18 protein-coding genes are annotated in these 18,905 nt (G+C 68.4%); all 18 read right to left on the bottom strand.

The genetic code is table 11. The annotated features are described in order from the left end of the window. Positions 1-430 precede the first annotated feature (430 nt). The 18 genes from V5F53_RS08930 to V5F53_RS08845 all read right to left on the bottom strand — a co-directional run bounded on the left by V5F53_RS08930 (position 431) and on the right by V5F53_RS08845 (position 18,875). Positions 431-1,981, bottom strand: a complete 1,551-nt coding sequence (locus tag V5F53_RS08930; protein ID WP_332119772.1) for a multicopper oxidase family protein — start codon at positions 1,979-1,981, stop codon at positions 431-433. Positions 1,982-2,034: 53 nt separating this feature from the next. Continuing rightward, positions 2,035-2,409: a hypothetical protein gene (locus V5F53_RS08925; protein WP_332119771.1), complete on the bottom strand. Its 375-nt coding sequence runs from the start codon at positions 2,407-2,409 to the stop codon at positions 2,035-2,037. Positions 2,410-2,421: 12 nt separating this feature from the next. After that, complete coding sequence (locus V5F53_RS08920) at positions 2,422-5,553, bottom strand: efflux RND transporter permease subunit (RefSeq protein ID WP_332119770.1); 3,132 nt, start codon at positions 5,551-5,553, stop codon at positions 2,422-2,424. An 8-nt stretch (positions 5,554-5,561) separates the two neighbouring features. Next, complete coding sequence (locus V5F53_RS08915) at positions 5,562-7,217, bottom strand: efflux RND transporter periplasmic adaptor subunit (protein ID WP_332119769.1); 1,656 nt, start codon at positions 7,215-7,217, stop codon at positions 5,562-5,564. Positions 7,218-7,295: 78 nt separating this feature from the next. Beyond that, a complete protein-coding gene (locus tag V5F53_RS08910) occupies positions 7,296-8,618 on the bottom strand; it encodes an ATP-binding protein (protein ID WP_332119768.1) in 1,323 nt (440 codons plus the stop codon). Continuing rightward, positions 8,615-9,340, bottom strand: a complete 726-nt coding sequence (locus tag V5F53_RS08905) for a response regulator (RefSeq protein ID WP_332119767.1) — start codon at positions 9,338-9,340, stop codon at positions 8,615-8,617. The genes V5F53_RS08910 and V5F53_RS08905 overlap by 4 nt, the downstream gene beginning before the upstream one ends. Positions 9,341-9,557: 217 nt before the next feature. After that, positions 9,558-10,004, bottom strand: coding sequence for a CopG family transcriptional regulator (locus V5F53_RS08900; protein WP_332119766.1), 447 nt, complete (start codon positions 10,002-10,004; stop codon positions 9,558-9,560). 6 nt (positions 10,005-10,010) lie between these two features. After that, a complete protein-coding gene (locus tag V5F53_RS08895) occupies positions 10,011-12,002 on the bottom strand; it encodes a conjugal transfer protein TraG (RefSeq protein ID WP_393998267.1) in 1,992 nt (663 codons plus the stop codon). 21 nt (positions 12,003-12,023) lie between these two features. Next, on the bottom strand, positions 12,024-13,763 hold the full coding sequence (locus V5F53_RS08890) for a relaxase/mobilization nuclease domain-containing protein (RefSeq protein ID WP_393998281.1): 1,740 nt from the start codon (positions 13,761-13,763) through the stop codon (positions 12,024-12,026). A gap of 243 nt (positions 13,764-14,006) precedes the next feature. Beyond that, positions 14,007-14,669, bottom strand: a complete 663-nt coding sequence (locus V5F53_RS08885; RefSeq protein ID WP_332119854.1) for a lytic transglycosylase domain-containing protein — start codon at positions 14,667-14,669, stop codon at positions 14,007-14,009. A 1-nt stretch (position 14,670) separates the two neighbouring features. Continuing rightward, positions 14,671-15,216 carry a conjugative transfer signal peptidase TraF gene (traF, locus tag V5F53_RS08880; protein WP_332119855.1) on the bottom strand — a complete coding sequence of 182 codons (546 nt, stop codon included), beginning with the start codon at positions 15,214-15,216 and terminating at the stop codon, positions 14,671-14,673. Then, on the bottom strand, positions 15,213-15,734 hold the full coding sequence (locus V5F53_RS08875) for a DUF2840 domain-containing protein (protein ID WP_332119856.1): 522 nt from the start codon (positions 15,732-15,734) through the stop codon (positions 15,213-15,215). The genes traF and V5F53_RS08875 overlap by 4 nt, the downstream gene beginning before the upstream one ends. Then, positions 15,731-15,982 carry a ribbon-helix-helix protein gene (locus V5F53_RS08870; RefSeq protein ID WP_332119857.1) on the bottom strand — a complete coding sequence of 84 codons (252 nt, stop codon included), beginning with the start codon at positions 15,980-15,982 and terminating at the stop codon, positions 15,731-15,733. Before V5F53_RS08870 ends, V5F53_RS08875 begins: the two co-directional genes overlap by 4 nt. After that, positions 15,979-16,632, bottom strand: coding sequence for a ParA family partition ATPase (parA, locus tag V5F53_RS08865; protein WP_332119858.1), 654 nt, complete (start codon positions 16,630-16,632; stop codon positions 15,979-15,981). The genes V5F53_RS08870 and parA overlap by 4 nt, the downstream gene beginning before the upstream one ends. A 211-nt stretch (positions 16,633-16,843) precedes the next feature. Beyond that, on the bottom strand, positions 16,844-17,731 hold the full coding sequence (locus tag V5F53_RS08860) for a replication initiator protein A (RefSeq protein ID WP_393998266.1): 888 nt from the start codon (positions 17,729-17,731) through the stop codon (positions 16,844-16,846). An 8-nt stretch (positions 17,732-17,739) separates the two neighbouring features. After that, the gene (locus V5F53_RS08855; protein WP_214008348.1) at positions 17,740-18,021 is read right to left on the bottom strand and encodes a helix-turn-helix transcriptional regulator; all 282 of its coding nucleotides are present in this window, start codon (positions 18,019-18,021) and stop codon (positions 17,740-17,742) included. Between the two features lie 121 nt (positions 18,022-18,142). Beyond that, entirely contained in the window at positions 18,143-18,583 is a 441-nt protein-coding gene (locus tag V5F53_RS08850) for a DUF2285 domain-containing protein (RefSeq protein ID WP_393998280.1), read from the bottom strand. Further along, positions 18,534-18,875, bottom strand: coding sequence for a transcriptional regulator domain-containing protein (locus V5F53_RS08845; RefSeq protein ID WP_332122727.1), 342 nt, complete (start codon positions 18,873-18,875; stop codon positions 18,534-18,536). Before V5F53_RS08845 ends, V5F53_RS08850 begins: the two co-directional genes overlap by 50 nt. Between the last annotated feature and the right edge of the window lie 30 nt (positions 18,876-18,905).

The raw sequence follows: 18,905 nt of genomic DNA, 5'->3' as shown, positions 1-18,905 counted from the left end.
CGCGTTCCTTAGTCTTGCGCACGCCTTTCCACGGAGGCCGGCAAAAAGAGGAGCGGCCGGTTCTCGCCTGCGGTGAGCCAAGCGTTTGGTGCTCTTGCCATCCGCATCACGCGTGGCTTCGCGAAGGCCATCGACGGCACCAGGCAGCGGTGCACCGGCCCGAGCCAGAGCGGAATTGACCGTCGTGACCAGAGCACGGCCCGAGGCTGTTTGACTGTCCGACCCGCAAAATCTTTGGCCGCGCCACGATCAGGCCTATCCGTGGACGGTCAGACTGCCAGTGTATTCCGCCTCAGCGCCGGAGATATTTCATGAGCGCCGCAATGCCGAGCACGACGAGCGCCAGGGTGAGGAGGCCGAAGAGCCACATCCCCCACATGCCGCCGCCCATCATTTGATCGTAGTACATGACGGTCTCTCCTCTGCGGGATCAAGCTATCTTCACCACCGCCATCATGCCCGTGGCCATGTGGTAGAGGTGGTGGCAGTGCAGGAACCATTCGCCCTTCGGCCCGGCGTCAAAGGCGATGGTGACGGGCATGTGCGGCGGCACCATCACCGTGTCGCGCACCGCGCCGGAGAAGCGGCGCCCGCCGATGCCTACCACCTGGAAATGGTGGCCGTGCAGATGCATGGGATGGCTCATGGTGGTGGGGTTCATGAAGGTCATCTCGACCCGCTCGCCTGGACTGACGGCGAAGGGCCTTCCCTCACCATAGGTGCGGCCGTTGATGGTCCAGCGATAGCCCGCCTCCTCGCCGAGCATGATGGGGAAGACCTTGTCTGCCCTGCGCGGCGCGAGCGGCTTTCCGGCGGAAAGGCGCTCTTCGAACGCGAGGTCGAGCAGGCCCTGTGGACGGTCGGCGCTATCGGCGATGCGCGCGACGGTCGCTCCGGCGGTGGCCAGGATGACGCCGGTACGCCGGGGCGATGCCTCCACCTGCGCCAGCACCGGGAAGGCCCCGCCGCCCGCCGGAATATCCACGAGAAGATCGATGCGCTGTCCCTGGGCCAAAGGAAAAGCTTCCGCCTCCAGCGGAACGCAGGGTGAGCCGTCCACCGCGACACAGCGCGGCTGCAGGCCCGGCACGGTGATGAAGAACGCGGTGGCGGTGCCGCCGTTGATAATGCGTAGCCGCACCTGTCCGCCCTTTTCCACCTTCACCACCTCAGGATCGGCGAGGGTGCGGCGGTTAGCGAGGAAGGCGTCGTAGTCGACGTCATTGGCGTGGGCCATCATGCCGCCGCCCATTCCCGCACCCATCCCATGCTCCGCGTGGCCGGCGTCGGCGCCAGCAGGAGCAGGCCCCATCATCCCGGCGCCCATGCCCCCCATCGCGCCCATGCCGTGGCCTGCATGGCCCATTCCCGGCATCGCCATCCCCGCCATGCCCTGCGTGGGCGGACCCGCTGCGTGCGCCCCGTGGTTGCCGTGGGCGTTCGCGCCACCGAGGCCGGCGAGGATCTCCTCCGGGCTGCGGAAGGAGAAATCGTGCAGCATCACCACCACGTCCTGCGCCTCGCCCGCATCCGCCTCGCGGGTGACGAGGGGGGCGGCGAGCAATTGCTGCTCGCTCAGCGTATGGGAATGCATCCAGTGGGTGCCGGGCGTGAGCAGGAAGTCCACCTGGTCCGTCCCGCCGGGCGCGAGTTCGCCGCCGTCGGGGCGGGCGCGGTCCTGGTCCGCCGGAGCGAAGATCTGGCCGTGCCAATGCATTACCGCCGGCGCCTGCGAGGCATTGAGCACCGCGCCGGCGAGGCGATCGCCCTCCTTCGCGAAGATGCCTTCGCCCGCCGGGCCCTTGACGGCGAAGACCTTGGCCGCCTTGCCGTTCACGTCGATTGTGAGGCTCTCCACGGTGATGAGCGGGGCGGCTAGGACGCGGCTCCACCCGCCGGAGAGGGCGAGCGCGCCGGCAGCGGCGCCACCCGCGAGGACGGTGCGGCGGGACACGGAAGACAGGTGCTTAGGTTGGGTCATGGTCGGCCTCCTGGGTGCGTCGCCGGGCAGACGAGGCGAGGCAGGGATTGAGTTCAGTATTTCGCCTGGGTCGTTGAGCCGTCCGGCGCGGTGAGCTGGACGGCGCCCTTAACGCCCTTGGGCACGGCGACCGGGGCGGTCCCGGCGAGCCGGCTTCCGCCGACGGGCGTCAGGGAGAAGCGTTGAGCCTTGCCGTCCACCACCAGGATGGCATTGGCCTTGAAGCCGTCGGCCGGAACCGGCTTGTCGGAACCGTCGCTGAGATAGAGCGAGACGGCAGGCGTCCCGTCGGCCACCAGTTCGGCGTGATAATGCCCGGCATCCACGCGCACGCCGCCGTTGGGGCCGGTGCCGGGCTCGTGCGCGAGGAGCGGCGTCGCGAGAAGGGGAAGAGCGATGAGGGCCGACGCAAGGGGGCGGAAGATCATGGCGCACTCCGATCAAAAGGCGTCCGCACGGGCGGCGGCTGGTGTGGGGCCGGTCTCGCCCGCCGCCGCCACCAGCCGCTCCAGCGGGCGGCGGCCGTAGGCGAGGACGAGGACGGGGGTGAGCACGGCATCGAGCAGCGTGGCGCTGACGAGGCCGCCGAAGATGGTGACGGCCACCGGGTGCAGGATCTCCTTGCCCGGCACCTCGGCCCCGCTCATGAGCGGCAGCAGGGCGATGCCGGCGGAGGCGGCCGTCATCAGCACGGGGGTGAGCCGCTCAAGGCTCCCGCGCGCCACGAGGGCCGGGCCGAACGGCAGGCCTTCGGCGATGGCGAGGTTGATGATGTGGCTGATCTTCAGGATGCCGTTGCGCGCGGCGATGCCGGTCAGCGTCACGAAGCCGATCATGCTCGCCACCGAGAGCGGCTGCCCGGCCAGCCACAAGGCCACCACCGCGCCGATGAGGGCCAGCGGCACGCTGCCCATGATGACCAGCGCGAACAGCGCCGAGCGGTAGCGGCTGTAGAGGATGGCGAAGACCAGGAGCAGCGATACGGCCGCGAGGCCGCCGATGGTGCGCATGGATTCCTCCTGCGCCGCGAAGGTGCCTTCGAGGCTCGTGGACATGCCGGACGGCAAGTCCGTCGCGGCGATAACGCGGCGCATGTCGGCGATGATGGCCGCCGTGTCGCGCCCGCCGGAGGTGTTGGCGAGCACGACGATTCGCCGCCGCCCGCCCTCGCGCAGGATCTGGTTCGGCCCGTCCGTCTCCTTCACGTCCGCCACCTGGGAGAGGGGCACCCAGCCGGATGGGGTCTCGATGAGGAGGCGGGCCAGCCCCTCGGCGCTGCGCGTTGCCTCGGGCAGGCGCACCACCAAGTCGAAGCGCCGGTTGCCGTCCACGAGGGTCGAGACCACGCGCCCGTTGGAAAGCCGCGCCAGCGCGTCCGTCACCTGTGCGGGCTGGAGGCCATGGAGGGCGGCGCGGCCGTAATCCACGCGCACCGTCACCTCCGGCACCCGCACCTGCCGCTCCACCTGCAGGTCGACGAGGCCGGGAATGGCGCCGAGGCGCTGGCGCAGGCTTTCCGCCGTGGCGCGCAAGGTGTCGAGGTCGTCGCCGAACAGTTTCAGGGCGATCTCGGCCCGCACGCCGGAGAGCATGTGGTCCAGCCGGTGGGAGATGGGCTGGCCCAGATTGAAGGACGCCGGCAGGACGGCGAGGCGGTCGCGGATATCCGCCGTGATCTCGGCCCGGCTGCGGTCGGAGGGCCGCAGGTCCACCTCGATCTCGGAGGCGTGCACGCCCTCCGCATGTTCGTCCAGCTCCGCCCGGCCGGTGCGCCGACCCACCGCCTTCACCTCCGGCACGTCCAGGATCAGCGTCTCGGCGACAAGCCCCATGCGGTCGCTCTCGGCCAGCGAGAGGCCGGGGCGGAACGACATGGAAATGGTGAGCGAGCCCTCGTTGAACGGAGGCAGGAAGGCGCGCGGCAGACTTGCGGCACCGGCCAGCGCACCGACGAAGAGCAGCGCGGTCGTGCCCATCACCAGGCGCGGGTGGCGGAAGGCGGTGGAGAGCAACGCCGCGTAGCCACCCTTCAGCATCCGCACCAGCGCGCCGTCCCTTTCCGCATGGCGGCTGAGGGCCGGCAGCAGATAGAAGGCGAGCACCGGCGTGAGTGTGATGGAGGTCAGAAGGCTCGCGAGGATCGAGACGATATAGGCCTGCCCCAGCGGGGCGAACAGCCGCCCCTCGATGCCCGGCAGGGCGAACAGTGGCACGAACACCAACACGATGATGAGGGTCGCGTAGACGATGCCGGAGCGCACCTCCCGGCTCGCCGCCACCACCACGTCGAACACGGGACGGGGCACGGCTGCGGCGGCATTCTCGCGCAGCCGGCGGAAGATGTTCTCCACATCCACCACAGCATCGTCCACGAGCTCGCCGATGGCGATGGCGAGGCCACCCAGCGTCATGGTGTTGATGGAGAGGCCGAAGGCGTGGAACACGATGGCGGTGGCCAGGATCGACACCGGGATGGCGGTGAGCGAAATGAGGGTTGTGCGCCAGTTGAGAAGGAACAGGAACAGCACCACGGCCACCACCGCCATGGCTTCCAGCAGCACCTTCTCCACATTGCCGATGGAGGCGGCGATGAAGTCCGCCTGCCGGAACACGGGCGGGGAGATGCGGATGCCATCGGGCAGCGTGCGGTTGAGGTCGGCCACCGCCTCTTCCACCGCATTGGTGAGGGCAAGGGTGTCGGCCTCCGGCTGCTTTTCCACGGAGAGGATCACGGCAGGCCGGCCCATATAACCGGCATCGCCGCGCTTCAGGCGAGCGGCGTAGTCCACCTGCGCGATCTGGTGGAGGAAGACGCTGCCGCCGGCGGGGCGCGGCAGGACGAGGGTCTTCAAATCGTCGAGGCTCAGGGTGCGGGCGATGTTGCGGATGAGGAACTCCCGCCCGCCCTGATCGGCAAAGCCGCCGCCGGAATTGGTGCCGAATTGGGAGAGCGCCTTTTCCAGCGCATCGAGCGTGATGCCGTAGGCGCGCATGGCGGAAACGTCTGGCGAGACGCGGAACTGCCGCACCTCCCCGCCCATGGGGATGACCTGCGCAATGCCGGGGATGGCGAGGAGGCGCGGGCGGATGACGAAGTCCGCCGTCTCCCGCACCGCCATGAGCGATACGGTGTCGCTGGTGACGGCGAACATCAGGATCTGGCCCATGATGGAGCTGATGGGACCCATCTGCGGCGCGACGTTTGCGGGCAGCCGGTCGCGCACCAAAGCGAGGCGCTCCGCGATCTGCTGGCGGTTGCGGAAGATGTCGGTGCCGAAGTCGAATTCCACATAGACCACGGAGAGGCCGACACCGGAAACCGAGCGTAGGCGCACGAGGCCCGGCAGGCCGTTCATGGCCGTTTCCAGCGGGAAGGTGACGAGTTGCTCCACCTCCGCCGGGGCGAGGCCTTCCGCCTCGGTCATGATGGTGACGGTGGGCCGGTTGAGGTCCGGCAGCACGTCCACCGGCAGCCGCGTGACCGCATAGGCGCCATAGACCACCAGTACGAGAGCCAGCGCCAGCACCAGCAGGCGGTTGCGCAACGATTGGGTGACGAGGACCGTGAACATCGCCGGCCTCAGCGGATCTGGTCGAGGAGTTCGGCGCCATCGGTCACGATGCGACGTCCGGGGGCGAGGCCCGCCAGCACCAGCACGCGGGACGCGTCGAGGGGCTCCGTCTTCAGCTCGCGTGGCATGAAGCGCTCTGCGCTGACGTGCTCATAGACGATGGGCTGGCCGTTCGCCCCACGCACCACCGCCGAGCGGGGGATGGCGATGCCCGTGCGCGGGGCGCCGGCCTCCGCGAAGACCGTCAGGAACTGGCCGGGGCGCAGCTCCCCGGTGTCCGCGGCGACGGAAAACAGGACGGGAAACGCCTGGGTCCGGTCGGATATCCCCGCGCCCACGAAGGCGAGGGCCACGGTGCGCCCGTCGGGCAGGCGTCCGGTGGCACCGGACCGGCCGGCATCGGGCGAGAAGCCGAGCGCCTCCACCCACAGTCGGCCGGGATCGACGATGCGGAACACCACCGTATTCGGGTCCGCCGTCTGCCCCGCGACCGCATCGGCGGCGGCAATGACGCCCGACACCGGCGCGCGCAGGGCCTCCGGCTCGCGCTGCACCCGTTCCAGTCTGGCGCGGCGGGTCTGAAGACCCTTCAGCTCGATTTCCGCTTCCTCCACCTCGCGGCGGGTGACGGCATTGGGAATGGCGGACAGCCGCTCGTAACGGCGCTTCACGATGGCGATCTGCTGGTCCAGCTCGTAGCCCTGCTGCTCCAGATCCTTGAGGTCGGAGGCGCCGATGGGCGGATGCACATAGGCGAGGATCTCGCCAGCCGCGACCTTCGTGCCGAGCGGCTTGAAGCCCCCCTCCGGCGGGGCGAGGCGTCCACCCACCGCTGTCTGGACGAGGCCGCTGGCATTAACATCCGGCACCACGCGGCCGGGTAGTTCCACAGTGCCGGCAAAGGTGCCGGCAGCGGTCACGAGGGTGCGCACGCCAAGGATGCGCTGGGTCGGCTTGGGCACGATCACCGAGCCGTCAGGAAGGCGCTGAGCGGCATCGCGGGCGGGGGGCTGCCGAGCGGGGGGCTGCGTGTCCGCCGCCCATGCCCCCTGCGGGGCACCGGCCAGAGCGACGCCGAGCAATCCGAGGACGAGGAGCGCGCCCGCCCGACGCCGGGACATGACCAGCGCCCCGGCCAGGAAGCCGATGAGGAGGCCCGCCAGAATGCCCGCGAGGAGGTCGGTTCGCAGCCCGCCGAGCTGCGCCAGCATCGCCGGCGCTTGCGTCTCGGACGATGTCGGAGCGGCGGGTATGGTCAAGGTGGCGGCAAGAACGTCCACTGCGTCGCCGGCCGTAACGGTGAAGGCGAGGTCGTGCGCGCCCGGCCTATCAGCGAAGGGACCCGGCAGCACATAGGCGCCCGGCCCCGCGGACTTCGCGGTCCGCGATCCTTCGGGCGTGTCCACCTCGATGGTGGCGCCTTCCACCGGGGCGTTGTCGGAGAAGCGGTCGAGGTGGATGGTGAGGGTGCCGTCGCGCAGCACCGCCACCAGCTCGAAATCAGCGGAGGCCGCCTCGGCGCGGGGGGCGAGCGTCGTCACAGGGGGCGGTGGGGGCGCACCGTGGTCGTGGCCTTCGTGGGCCACAGCGGGGCCGAACAGCGCCGGGCCGGCGAGAAGCCCGCACAGGCCGAAGACGGCTTTCCGCAGAAAATGGCGCCCCATGCCTCAACCCGTCCGCTGGTGATTCCGGTACGGGAGAGCGATAGCGCGCGGCGCGTCACGCCGCGTATCGCTTCTGTATCAGTTTGTTTCAGCCTGGATCTTGGGCAGGCGCACCGTGGCGATGAGGCCACCGCCGGTGGCGTTGGCTAGGCTCAGCGTGCCACCGTGCGCCTCGGCCACCGCGCTGGCGATGGTGAGGCCGAGCCCGACGCCTCCAGTGGCGCGGCTGCGCGAGGCTTCAAGCCGCACGAAGGGCTCAAGCACGGCGGCGAGTTGGTCCTCTGGAATCCCCGGTCCCTCGTCCCGCACCGTCAGGACGGCATCCGCTTCCTCGTCCATAATGGACACATGCGCGGAGCCGCCATAGGCGAGCGCGTTTTCCACCAGATTGCCCACCATCCGCTTCAGGCTGACGAGCCGTCCCGCGACGACGAGGCGCGGCGGCGCCGAAAGATTGGCCCGCAGGCCCCGGTCCCGCGCGTCGTCCACGATGGTTTCCACCAAAGCCACGAGATCGAGCGGCCGCACCGGCTCCTCGCTCGCCTCGCCGCGCAGGTAGGAGAGCGTGGCCTCGACCATCTGCTCCATCTCCGCGACATCCCCGGCGATGGCGTCGCGCAGCGCCGGGTCGCTCACATCCTCGAGGCGGAAGCGCAGGCGCGTCATGGGCGTGCGCAGATCGTGGGAGACCGCCGCGAGGGCCTGGGTGCGCCGCTCGACCAACCCAGCGATGCGCGCCTGCATGCCGTTGAAGGCATGGGCCAGCTCCCTCACCTCCTTCGGTCCGGTCTCGGGCAGGTGAATGCGCGCCGCATCCGGCGGCAGGGCCGCGACGGTGCGCGCCATGGCCCGCAAAGGCCGCGTGAGCCATGCGGCGATGGCGAGGGACAGGAGCAGCACCCCCGCGGCCATCAGCGTGGTGGAGAGCAGGGAGCCGTGCCCCCCGGCGGTCTGCGGCACGGAGGCAAACAGGCGCACATTCAGCCAGCTCCCGTCGGGCAGGCGCACGGCCACGAGGCTGAGGTGCGGATCGGGCCCGGCGCCAACCAGAATGTCCGCTGCGGCAAGGTCCGGTGCGAGCGCGCGAACCTCGGCGGCGAGGCGTTGGGCGGCCTCGTCGGCGTGGGGCCCCGTCGCGGCCATGGCCTCGCGGCCCCAATGGGCATCGATGGCGCCCCCCGACAGGGCATGGGCCACCTCCTCCCGACGCTCCGCAGGTGCGGCGGCGAGTGACCGGCGCAGCGCCACGACCTGGTCGGCAAGGCGGGCGGCATGTGCCGCATGGCGCTCGCGCTCCATGGCATGTTCGTAGGTCCACAGGCTCAGCACATGGACCACGACGATTCCGAGCACGGCCACGACTGCGGTCCGCAGAGCGAGGCTGTCGATGGCGCGGATCATGAGCGCGCCACCTCCGGGACGAAGAAATAGCCGGTCCCACGCACCGTCTTGACCATCTCCGGCCCGCCGCTCGAATCGAGCTTCCTGCGCAGCCGGCTCACCTGGATGTCGATCGCCCGGTCGAAGCCGGTGGCGATGCGGTTCTTCGCGGCATCCATCAGCTGGTCGCGCGTGAGCACGCGCTGGGGATGCTCCAGGAAGGTCAGCAGCAGATCATATTCGCCGGTGGAAAGATCGACGATGGCGCCTTCCGGGTTGGTGAGCTCCCGCCGCCGGGTGTCGAGCGTCCAGCCGGAAAATGTCAGGCGGGTGCCGCCGCTGGCAGAGGCGGGGTCGGACAGCCGGGTCCGCCGCAGCACCGCATGAATGCGGGCGAGCAGCTCGCGCGGGTTGAAGGGCTTGGCCAGGTAATCGTCGGCACCCAGCTCCAGGCCGACGATCCGGTCCACATCGCTGCCGCGCGCGGTCAGCATGATGATGGGCACATTGGAGGTGCGGCGGATGTCCCGGCACAGATCGAGCCCACTCGCCCCCGGTAGCATGATGTCGAGAATGACGAGGTCCACTGTGCCTGCGGCCATTGCCTCCCGCATTTCGCGGGCGCCTTGCGCGGCCGTGACCTTGTGCCCGTGCTCGCGCAGGAACTTGCCGGCGAGACGCCGGATTTCGGCATCGTCGTCAACGATGAGGATGTGGCCTTCGGGGGACACCGTGTCACGCACTCCTCTGCACCACTCCACACCGCGGCGCTCGGCACGGTTCTTTCTAGCCTAAAGCCGGATGCCATCACATTGAATCCCTGAGCGATCCGATGTACGCGATGAACCCCTCCATGTTCAAACAGCTTCGGGCCGTTTTAACTCTGAGGTTTCGGACCCATTCGGCGACTTGGCTCGGTCCGTTCGTCACAAGCAGACGTACTCAAAGCCCGAGAATGCGTCACGACCGGCGGCCTCCGTCACCCTCCAGTTGAGAAACATCCTCCCCGATCTCCTGCCGCAGCTGCGGCCCCTTGGCGAGGCGCCTGCCAAGCGCGCGGGTGTAGGCTGTGTAGCGCTCGGAGAGCTTGGCGCGGGCGGCCTGGGCGGCCGGTTCGGGCAGCGCGGGGGTGGTGGCGAGCCAGAAGCGGATGAAGGTGGCGAAGGCTTCGGTCGAGATGCCGAGATCGCGCTCCAGCCGCGCGAGGCGGCGATCGATCTGGCCGAGGCGCCGGGCAAGAGCGGCTTCCTGGCGCTCGGCGCTGTCGGGGGACAGGAAGGAGGCGATCGCGGCCTGGGCGATCAGGGACATGGATTGGTTCCGCTGGACGGCGTAGTGGGCCAACAGGTCCATGATGTCGGGCTCGAGATAGACGGAGATCTGCGCCTTCTTCGTGCGACCTGCCATGGCGAATCACAGCTCCATGCCGTCATTGGGATTGAGGCTGACCTGTCGGGCGACGCCTTGCATCAGACCAGTCATGCGCCGGTTTCGGGTGGCGACGTCCTCCATCTCGTCGTCGCGATCCGTGTCAAACTCGAACTCATTCTCGATAGGCTGCATTTTCTCGACCGGCTTCACGCGGTTGAGTTCGGGCTGATGCCGGTGCTCCGACCCGGTCGGATCATCCTCTCGACCTTCGTCCATGGTTCCCCCGCGGGTGCCCTCCTGCGGGCTGGGCAACGGCAGCGCGGTCCAGTCATCGTGTTGGACGGTCGGGCCACCAGAGGGCGTTGGCGGCGGCAAGAGTCGATCCCGGAAGCGCACGTCCTCATAGTAGCGGGCCTTCTTTGCCCGGATCGGCGGGGTGCCAGCGATCATGACGATCTCGTCCGTGGGCGGCAACTGCATGACCTCGCCGGGGGTGAGCAACGGGCGTGCGGTTTCCGAACGCGACACCATGAGATGACCGAGCCAGGGCGATAGCCGATGGCCGGCATAGTTCTTCATCGCCTTCATCTCGGTGGCGGTGCCCAGCGCATCGGATACCCGCTTGGCGGTGCGCTCGTCGTTGGTCGCGAAGCTCACCCGGACATGGCAGTTATCGAGTATCGAGTTGTTCGGCCCGTACGCCTTCTCGATCTGGTTCAGCGACTGGGCGATGAGGAAGGCTTTCAGGCCATAGCCGGCCATGAAGGCGAGCGCCGATTCAAAGAAGTCGAGCCGGCCGAGCGCGGGGAACTCGTCGAGCATAAGCAGCAGCCGATGGCGTCCGGCCTTTGCCTGCAGATCCTCAGTGAGCCGCCGACCGATCTGGTTGAGGAGGAGGCGGATCAGCGGCTTGGTGCGGTTGATGTCGGAGGGCGGCACCACGAGGTAGAGGGTCGCGGGTGCCTTGCCCCCGACGATATCGGCGATGCGCCAGTCGCAGCGCCGCGTCACCTCGGCAATCACCGGGTCGCGGTAGAGGCCGAGGAACGACATGGCGGTGGAGAGCACGCCCGAGCGCTCATTGTCGGATTTGTTCAGCAATTCGCGGGCGGCGCTGGCGATGACGGGATGAGGACCCGCCTCGCCGAGATGGGCGGTCTTCATCATCGCATCGAGCGTGGTCTCGATCGGCCGCTTTGGATCGGACAGGAAGGCGGCGACGCCGGCGAGCGTCTTGTCCTTTTCGGCATAGAGCACGTGGAGGATGGCACCGACAAGCAGCGCGTGGCTGGTTTTCTCCCAGTGGTTTCGCTTTTCCAGCGAGCCTTCGGGGTCGACGAGAATGTCGGCGATGTTCTGGACGTCACGCACTTCCCATTCGCCGCGACGCACCTCCAGCAGCGGATTATAGGCGGCGGACTTGCCGTTGGTCGGATCGAACAGCAGCACGCGTCCATGCCGGGCACGGAAGCCGGCGGTGCGCTGCCAGTTCTCGCCCTTGATGTCATGGACGATGGCCGATCCCGGCCAGGTCAGTAGCGAGGGCACAACCAGGCCGACGCCCTTGCCGGAGCGGGTCGGCGCGAAGCACAGCACATGCTCGGGCCCGTCATGGCGCAGATAGTCCCGGTCATACCGGCCGAGGACGACGCCATCGGTGCCGAGGAGCCCGGCTGCCCCGACTTCCTCGCTTTCGGCCCAGCGCGCCGAACCATATGTCTCGACCCTAGACGCCTCGCGCGCCCGCCATACCGAAAGGGCGATGGCGACGGCGATGGAGAGGAAGCCGCCAGAGGCGGCGATCAGTGCGCCGCGGAAGAACACCTCCGGCGCGTAGGCGTCGAAAAAGTACCACCACCAGAAGAAGGCCGGCGGGTAGTAGACGGGCAGCCCGAGAAGCGTGAACCACGGGGCGCCCAGCTGCGCCTGAAAGCCGAGGCTCCAGGCCACATATTGTGTTGCGCCCCAGATCGCCGCCAGCACGATCAGCAGCACGGTGAGGATCTGCCCCCAGAGGATTTTCGTCGCCGACATGGTGATAATCCCTCTCGCGGGTCACAGGCCAAGGCCGCGCTTGCGACCGAAACTCCAGTCGACGCCACCATCATCACGGGCGACGCCGGAGACATGCTTGCCGAGCTGACGCTCCAGCGAAGGCGACCAGGGCACGAGCTGGAAGCCGAGCCCGTCATCGAGCATGGCGAAGCGACCGGACGCGAGCACAAGGCGCTGGCGATACGTGCCGGCGACATACTCGTCGGTGCCGGCCTTGTTGAACGGCAGGCCGGTCTCGGCGGCGAGCTTCTCGCCGACGGCCTCCAGTTCCCGGCGGCGGAGCGTGTCGATGAGGTTGCGGGCGAAGACGACGCGCCGTCCCTGCCGCTCGGCCAGCCCCTCGCGGAGGAGATGCTCGGCGCGTCGGTCAAGTGCCTGGCTCACCTCCGCGCCGAAGCCGCCGTCCGACAGAGCGACGGGGTCACGTGCAATGGCCTGCCGGTCGAGCCAGGTGGCACCGGTGGCCGTGACCTGATGGGCGAGATCGAGATCGGAGCGCACGGCGAGCGCCACGCGCCGTTTGCCGTGCGCATCATCGAAGGTCCGCAGCTCGACGATGGAGCCCGGTGCGCCGTCACCAGCGGCATCGAGATCGGGCAGCCGGATGTGATGGGAGCGCCCGTCCACGCCATCGACGATGGCATAGGCGGAGCCGTGGAGTTCATCATCGAGACCGCGCGCGACCAGTCGGCCGATGACCGGCACGTCGAGGCTCTCGGCGGCGAGGACATAGCTTGCCGTGCCACGCTCGATACCGCGTTCGGTGAGGGCGCGGTGCATGCGCTTGATGATATCGCCGCGCTCACCAAGCTGCCGCAGGGTGGCCTCTGCCTCCGGCTCCATCACCCATTGGGCATTGCCGATCTCCTTGGCGAGGCCGAGCTCCTCGAGCTTTCGGAGGCGCCCAATCTTCAGCGCATGGTGTTCGTCCGGCTGCCGGCCTGGAGCCGGCGCCATGTCGATGATGCCGCTCTCGCGGGTCTCGCGCACGAGTTGCCGATCGAGCTCGGTCCAGCGCTCTGCCTCGATCTGACGTTCCAAACTCCGGCGGATATCGAGGTCGGTGCGCGGGCCGAGTTCCTGGGTGATCAGGTCACGGGCGCGATCGCGCATGCCCTCCTTGATATAGTCGCGGGAGATCACGAGGTCCTGGCCATCGTCGCGGCGGCCGCGCACGATCAGATGGACATGGGGATGCTCGGTGTTCCAGTGATCGACGGAGACCCAGTCGAGCCCGGTGCCGAGGTCCTTTTCCATCTGCCGGGTGAGGTCACGGGTGAAGGCCCGCAGGTCCTCCATCTCCAACGCGTCGTCAGGCGAGATGATGAAGCGGAAATGGTGACGGTCCTCGCGGCAGCGCTCGGTGAAGGCGTCGACATCCACGCTCTCGCTCTCGGGACCGAACAGCCTCGCCTTGTCACCGTCGCGGGTCACCCCCTCGCGGCGAAGATAGGTGAGGTGCTGACTGAGGGAGCCCGCACGGGCGGTGTGTCGGACGACGCGGGCCTTCACCACGGCGCCGCGTGAGCGCGGCGTGATCCGGCGGCTGGCCTGAAGGCTGGCGACCTGCCCGCTGCCGAAGCGTGAGCGGTTGCCGACAGCGATCTTGCCGGAGCGAGAGACCCCGCCGCCGGCCTTCCGGGCCGCGGCAAGCGCCTGGGCGACGAAGGGGCGCGCCTGCTGAGCGCGGGTCGAGCGGATGCGGCCGGGACGGACGCGGAACTCGCGTTCATCGCTCATGGCGAAACCTCGCAATGTGCGGAAAATCGTTGATGCGGCGCCATTTGCGGCACGCGCAAACCTTGAGGTTCGGCTCCACAAGGTGCCGAGGGCGCGGAAAACACGTGGTGAAACAACACCCCGACCGCTGCGCAATGTGCGCCCTTTTATCCTGCCCTCGTGCGGTCGTGGTTCCTGTCCTGCGCCGTCTTTCTCGGCACGGAACGCCAGAGCCCGACAGCACGCGAAAGCGGGCCCGCCTGCTCATGGTGCCCTCCGCGATGGCAAAGGTGCAACGAACAGCGCGCCCGATCGCGGCGCGAGGAGCGCGGCATCGGCTGGATTGCTGCGCGCGGGCGGCGCGGCGAATAGCGGAGCCTCGTGCCAGCTTTGCGCCATTGGCTGCACCAATTCGGTGGCGCCGGCTGCAGACTCTTTGTCGATGATTGGCGCCAAGGCCGCGATGTAAGTGCGCGTCTCCGGCGGCAGCGGCTTGCCGGCAAGCGAGGCCTCATAGCGCGCAGGCCCGGCATTGTAGGCCGCGAGCATGGCGCGGATGCTGCCATAGCGGTCATGGAGCTGGCGCAGATAGGCCGCGCCAGCGAGGATGTTGTCGCGCGGGTCGAACGCATCGGCGCCGAGACCGTGATGGACGCGGAGCTCGTCCCAGGTCGCGGGCATGATCTGCATCAGACCCATGGCCCCGGCGGGTGAGACGGCGCGCGGATCGCCGCCGCTCTCGGCCCGCAGCACGGCACGGATCCAGCCGGCTGGAAGCTCGAAGCGCTGCGCGGCTTCGTCGATAAAGGCGGCGTAGGACGTGACGGCGTACGCCACAGCCGGCGACATGGTCTGCGCGTTGACAGAGCCAAGCGATGTGCCGCCGATCAGCAGTCCGGATGCGAGGAAGAACACCGAGCGGCGCATGTCAGCGCACCGCCGCGCGCCAGACGAAGTCACTGTTGCCGGCTTCATCCGTGAGGAGTGGCATCGCACGGCCGATGACGGTGCCGTCTGAAATCGGCCCGAAATACCGTCCGTCGAGACTGTCACCAACGTCCGGGTTCATCAGGAACAGTTCGCCAGGCGGAATACGCCGGCAGCCCTGCCAGACCGGCAGATCGCGGCCCACGCGGTCGCGCGGCAGCGCTTCGCCGAGTGGCACGCCATCAACTGTGATGGCGTCACGGAGGCGGCAGACATCCTGCCCAGGCAGACCCATCACGCGCTTCAACAGCGGCGTGCCTTCGCCGATATAGCCACGTGCGATGAGGAACGCAGCGAGCGGCGGCGGTGGCATCACCGCCACCAGATCGGTGATCTCGAGATGATTGGCCGGCTCGACAGAGTAGAGCCCGACAGGGACGCTCGCCGAGACATTCCAGACCAGCTTGAGCGACGTCGGCACCGTGGCGGCGAAGGCCGCACCGACGCTGGCGACGATCGTCATCAGCACATAGGCGGCGCGGTTCATTGTCCGCACTCTCGCCGCTTCAGCCACGCCTGATGGCGCTCCACGCTATAAGCGCGCGGCTCGAATCCTACACTGATGCGGTGCGCGACATGCCCCCAGTGATCAGGGGCGACGGTTGCCCCATCGATGCCGATCGCCTCAATGGCGTCGATGTGCTGCAGAATTTTCTCGACCTTCGGCCAGCCATCGACCCGCAGCAGGATCTCGCCACCGGGCCGCACGAAGGGCAGCGTCTGGTAGCTCTCGCCTGGCGCCACGCAGCGCACGATGTCGAGGCGGGAGGCCACGGTGCCGAAGTCGTTCGACGCCCACCGGACAAAGGCGAAGATGCTGCCGGGAGGGAAAGACAGGATGCGCCGGCGGCGATCCAATAGGTGCTCATGCGCGTGATGGCCGAAGCGGATCCAGTTCTCGATGCGCTTCTCGATATGGGTCAGCTCGACATGGGTCATGGCATCGGACGGGGGAACAGGTGCGAATGCCGTGCTTGCCGCACGGGGCGCAAACGCCGCGCTCATGGCAGATCTCCAGATTGAAGAGGGAATTCGCGCGCGAGGAGGTCGCGCAGCATCTCGGCGACGGTGACGCCACGCCGGAAGGCGGCGACCTTGATCCGCCCGCGCAGGTCGGGCGTCACATCGATGGTGAGGCGCGCGGTGAACGCGGCGCCGGGGCGGTGCTCTGGCGCGACATCTGCTGCCTTGATCCAGTGCTCGGGATCAGCAGGCCGAGAGGCGAAGTCGCGGCGGATCGGGCGTTCGCTCATCGCGCGGGCCTCCCGAGGTCGAGACCATTGATCTCGGCGGAAAGCGCAGCGATCTCGCGCGTGGCCGGCCCGGCATCGTCGCGCTCAAAGACGAGACGCCCGGATTGCGCCGCCGCCGCAAAGGCGATGCGCTGACCGATGGTGCTGGCGAGCACCGGAGGATCGTGGTCGGCCAGCGTCCGCGCGGTCTCGCGGGCGAGAACGGTGCGCGCGCCGCAGCGGTTCAGGACGAACCGGACCACCATCTCCGGGCGGTAGATCCGCGCCTCGCGGATCAGCGCCAGCATCTCGGCCGACGCCCAGCCGTCAAAGGGCGAGGGCTGCACCGGGATCAGCACCAGATCGGCGGCGAGCAACGCCGAGCGCATCAGACCGGCGACGCGGGGCGGTCCATCGATGACGATGTGATCGGCGTCGCGCGCGAGCTCCGGCGCCTCCCGGTGCAGCGTATCGCGTGCAAGCCCGACGACACCGAACAGCCGTGGCAGGCCCTCGCGGCTGCGCTGCTGCGACCAGTCGAGGCTGGAGCCCTGCGGATCGGCGTCGATCAGCGTGATCCGCTGTCCCTGCCGAGCCCATTGCCCGGCAAGATGCAGCGCCAGCGTCGTCTTGCCGACCCCGCCTTTCTGGTTGAGGAGCGCGGCGATCATGGCGCGCTCCGCACCTTCAGCGGGGACGCGCTCGTCGCAGTAGAATGGCGTAGTTCCGTTAGAAGGATTCCGAAGGAATCCAGGTTAGAGAAGTTAGGGGCGGCAGAAGTCTCTGATTCAGAACGGTGAATCGTCGATTTTGGTCCCCGATAGCACGAGGAACCGGTCCCTGATGGCACGAGGGTGCTGGTCCCCGATAGCACGAGATGATTCACAGCTTGTCCCCAGATCGGATGGCCGCGAGACGGCGGCGGGTTGGCAGGGCAAGGCGTGCAGCGTCGATCTCGGCGAAGGACAGGAGGTCGGCACCGTCCGTCTGGCGGCGCATGCCGAGCCGGTAGCCGGGCAGCGCCTGGCGGCCGACGATCGCGCGCAGGTCATAGGCGAAGTGCTTGAGGGGCGAGAGGCTGCCGGATTTGGCGTGGAGGTGAGCGACGTCGAAGCTCCAGCCGTGGTCCTGGTGCCCGCCATGCTTTCGCACAAGGCGGTAGAGCCAGCGCTCGAGCCCGCCCGTCAGCCCGAAATAGGCCCGGTCGATGGTGAGCACGAGCGCGTCATCGAGCACGGCGCGGTAGAACCAGTCCGGCAGGATGAGATCGACACCATCGGGCCGGCCGTTGCGGTCGGTGCGCTCCTGCCATTCATTGATCCAGGAGAAGCGGTGCCGGCGCCCCTCCGCCGGCTGGCGGATGGTGGTCGACACTGTCGTCGACTGGAGACGGTCGAGCGCGGCCTTGAGGCGCTGATAATCCCGCAGGGAGGTGCCGCGCCCGACAAAGGTGAGGATCTCATAGGGCGTCGCCGCCATCAGGCGCGAGGTGCGAAGCCCCGCGTCGCGCGCCTCGACGATCTGGCTTGCCGCCCAGATGAGAATGTCGGCGTCCCAGATCGTCGCCATGCCGTGGTCAGGCACGGCCTCGACCCGGATGGTGATGCTGCCGGTCCGAAAATCGATCGGCGCGACGCGCGGCGTCTTGGAGAGGGAGAAGAAGGGATAGGCCATGAGATCCTGCGCATCTCGTGGCGCGAAGTCCCCCGGCAGGGCGCGGAACAGATCCAGCTGTCCGCGCTCCGAGAGGCTGTGATGCCGCGCCGCCATGGAAGCGTTCAGCGCGCGGCGCGGCCAGCGAACGAACCGGCGGCAAGCGCGTGGCGCTTGGCCGGCAGGACGGAGCCGCGCGGATCGGAGGTCGAGGTGACCGCACCGCGCTCAGTCCAGGCCTGGAGGTCGTCGATGGAATAGACGACGCGCCCGCCGAGCTTGCGATAGGCGGGGCCGGTGCCATAGGTGCGGTGTTTTTCCAGCGTGCGGGCCGACAGGCTGAGAAACTCGGCGGCTTCCTTGGTGCGCAGGTAGCGCGGCGGGAGGGTGGCGAGATCGGGTCGCATGGAGCGGGCCTCCGTGGGCGTGGCGAGAACCGCCGGAGTGCGGCGGCGGACGGTGACCACGGTGGCGGAGGAGGAATGTCGGGAGGGATGGGGAAGATTAGGGTGCTAAAATCCCCACCCCTCACGCCCGGCGGCGATGACGGAACAGCCGCAGATAGCCGCCGGCGATCAGGCCGGTGCCGCCTTCCACAAGGCCGATGACGCGGTCGCGCAGGGGAGACGTCTTCCAGGGATCGGCCGCGACACGCTCTGTGCCGAAGATGGCCTCCGCGATGGCACGGTAGCTGGCACCCCGGTTTCGTCCGTCGAAGGCTTGAAGCATCAGCCGCAGGCGTCCGCGCTGCTGGCGGGTCATACGGGTGTCGGGTGGTAAGGGTTTCCCACGCTGCGCCTGCCAGAGGCGGTTCAGCGCCTCGATGCGGCTGGGCAGATCGTCGTCAAAAGGGATCAGGGCTGCGATCGATGCGCCGGGTTCAACGCCGGGAAGCAGAAGGTGCGGCGGCGCCACATGATCAGGTATGTCGGCAGGTGCAGCGTGATATGCCGTGCCCGTGCTCAGCAGATGGTCGGGAAGCTCGGTGAGGACGGTGACGGCCGGGTTGATCCGTGGGGACCAGTGGACCGGCTGCAGTGTCGCCGGGAGCGAGGGTTTCGCTGCGACATCGCAACCCCCAGAGATGTTCGGACTCGGCTGGGAGAGGTGCAGCCGCTCTCTCGGCGTCCACAAGGTCCCGATAGGCCTGCTGGTAGGACGCATCCCGCCTCAGGCACTCCCAGGCCAATCCCTCCACGGAGAGATCATCGAAATAGTCGTAGGTTCGACTGTCTCGCCAGCGTGACGTGTCGGGCTTCATGAGCGACTCCCAAACGGTGCATGCCGTTGG

The sequence above is a fragment of the Xanthobacter cornucopiae genome (assembly GCF_043195065.2).
Classification (GTDB): Bacteria; Pseudomonadota; Alphaproteobacteria; order Rhizobiales; family Xanthobacteraceae; genus Xanthobacter.
This window is presented reverse-complemented; position numbering and strand designations above follow the sequence as displayed.